At 64.5% G+C, this 1,562-nt stretch carries 1 protein-coding gene and 1 pseudogene; one reads left to right on the plus strand and one right to left on the minus strand.

The window, feature by feature from the left end; translation table 11 throughout:
* Positions 1-126 precede the first annotated feature (126 nt).
* A pseudogene (locus ACWCQK_RS42485) lies at positions 127-489 on the minus strand (hypothetical protein); the annotation flags it as partial.
* Positions 490-510: 21 nt separating this feature from the next.
* Here ACWCQK_RS42485 and ACWCQK_RS42490 point away from each other — a divergent pair.
* Positions 511-762 carry a transposase gene (locus ACWCQK_RS42490; RefSeq protein WP_451164622.1) on the plus strand — a complete coding sequence of 84 codons (252 nt, stop codon included), beginning with the start codon at positions 511-513 and terminating at the stop codon, positions 760-762.
* Positions 763-1,562 lie beyond the last annotated feature (800 nt).

Below are 1,562 nucleotides of genomic sequence, written 5' to 3' on the forward strand. Positions count from 1 at the left end.
ACCACCACACCGGCGAAGTGGAACCCGGCGCCCACCCGACACGAGAACCGGGCCCTCACCCTGCCCCCGACCCGAAAAACCCTCACCACACAGACGCACAGTCCCCGTCAGCAAGCTGACGGGGACTCATGAACGATCGAGGCTCGGGTCTGCTGCAGGTTGGGGGGCAGGTTCGATCACGCGGTCTAAAGGGCTGGTGTGATCATGGCAATTTCGCATTCGTTTGGGCAACAGCAGGCGGAGCGAGGCTTGTCGGCGGCGACGGTGATAGGTCCTCTCGATCCAGGTCACGATCGCGATCTGCAGTTCCTGACGAGTGGCCCATGAACGGCGGTCGAGTGCGTTTTTCTGCAGCAGGCGGAAGAAGGACTCGATGGACGCGTTGTCGCCTGCCGCCCCGACCTTTCCTGTGCAACCGGTCACGGCGTGGCCGTCGAGTGCCCCGACGAATCTCCGTGACTGGAAGTGCGACCCGTGATCGTTGTGGACTCGCTGCAAGCCCAGGATGCGATGTTCATCGCGGACGAGACCGGCGACATCAAGAAGGGCGCTAAAGAGCGTCGGGGCGCCCGCAAGTACACCGGCGTGACCGGCCAGGTGAAGAATACGCAGGTCAGCGTGCACTGGTCGTACGGTTCGTCGCGCGGGAGCGCGATCATCGACCGGGAGATGTACCTCGGCCGGCGCTGGGAGGGCAGCAGCGAAGAACACCACGCACGCTGCCGCGAGGCTCAGGCACCCGAAAGCCGGGCCAGGTGGTAACCAAGCCAGAGCCCGCGCCGCCGGATGATCGATCGCACCCTGGCCGCCGAAGTATCTTTCTGGCCGACGAGCTATACGGAGTCCCCGGTCCCTGCGCGGACCTGGCTGAAGAAACACCAAGTCCGCTACATGATGGCGACCCGAAGAGCGAAGCGCTGCCGCCACCCGAGGGCCGCACCCACCAGGCACGCCATCTGTGGGCGCGGGTGCCTGAACCCGCCACGAAACGCTGCTCCTGCGTGGACGGCGCCACTGCACGAAACGACTTCGCAACTGTCCGCCTCGCCGACCCTTCTGGGCTGGGACGCACTCTGCTCATCAGACGCTCACGGTATCCCGCGCAAGAAGAGCAAACAGCGCAAACCTCATCCCCGAAATGGTCTCCTTTTTGTGCCACCACGCCCGCGATCCAAACTGGCCGACCTCGCCGTCTCCGGCCAGCGCTGGATGATCGAGGAGACCCTTCAGGCTGCGAAGGCCGGCTTCACGAAGCCTGCAAATGGTGCTCCTGATACCGACAGACCACCGTCAACATGCCGGCCCTGGCTTTCCTCGCCAACGTCAGGATCCGCCGCATACCACCCAGCTCCCTTTCTTGGCACCGACACCGAGCAGAATCCGCCCACAGTCCCCCTTTTGCTGAACGAGATCCGCAGGATGTACGACCGCGTCGTCCTGACCCTCGCCCGAGCCGGCAGGGCCTGGTGTCGGCGACGGTTGAAATGAGGGCCACGGGCAGCGGATCAAAAGAGGGCCGGTGGGCGGTCTCGTGATCATCCTGGGTTCAGCAGTGCTGGAGT

This window comes from Streptomyces sp. NPDC002306, assembly GCF_053593435.1.